Annotated in this window: 2 protein-coding genes; both read left to right on the plus strand. The window is 72.0% G+C overall.

The window, feature by feature from the left end; genetic code table 11:
* The coding region (locus tag H489_RS29935) for a hypothetical protein (protein ID WP_235045680.1) at positions 1-298 on the plus strand (298 nt) is incomplete at its 5' end.
* Between the two features lie 49 nt (positions 299-347).
* On the plus strand, positions 348-628 hold a 281-nt coding region (locus H489_RS29940; protein WP_167578314.1), incomplete at its 3' end, for an SdpI family protein.

Below are 628 nucleotides of genomic sequence, written 5' to 3' on the forward strand. Positions count from 1 at the left end.
GACCCGGCAGTTCAGTGGGCGGGCCGCGATGACGCCCGAGACCATGCCGCTCGTGCGGGCGCTGCTCGCGTGGCAGCGACGGTCGACGCGGATGGCGATCCCGGCGCTCATCGGTATGGGCCTCGGCCTCCTCGGCCTGGCGGGGTCCGCACTCGCCACGCTGGGTCCGTGGCGCTGGCTGTTCGTCGTGCTCATCGTCTGCGCTGCAGCGTTCGTCACCGTCTTGTCGATGATCGAGAAGCGGCGGCGCGACCGGATCCTGGCCGAGATCGATTCGGCAGGCGCGCCAGTCTCCTGACCTCGCGCGCCGCCTCCACCGCGCGTTAGCGTGGTGCGGGGAGGCCGTGATGGACAGTCCAGGTTGGTGGGCGGCGGTCGGCTGCGCCGTGCTCCTGCTCATCGTCGAGGCGGCGATCTGGGGCATCGTGTCGATCGCTGCGGACGGACTGGGACGGAACCGCGCAGCGGGTATCCGACTGCCGTCGCTCATGCGGAGCGACGCGGCCTGGCACGCCGGACACCGGGCCGCCCGCCGGGTCATGCGGCCGTTGCTCATCGGCGCCGCGGTCGTGGCGATCGTGTCCGTACCGGCCCAGCTCATCCCGGTGCTCTACGTGGTGCTGCTCGG

The organism is Curtobacterium flaccumfaciens UCD-AKU (genome assembly GCF_000349565.1).
Classification (GTDB): Bacteria; Actinomycetota; Actinomycetes; order Actinomycetales; family Microbacteriaceae; genus Curtobacterium; species Curtobacterium poinsettiae.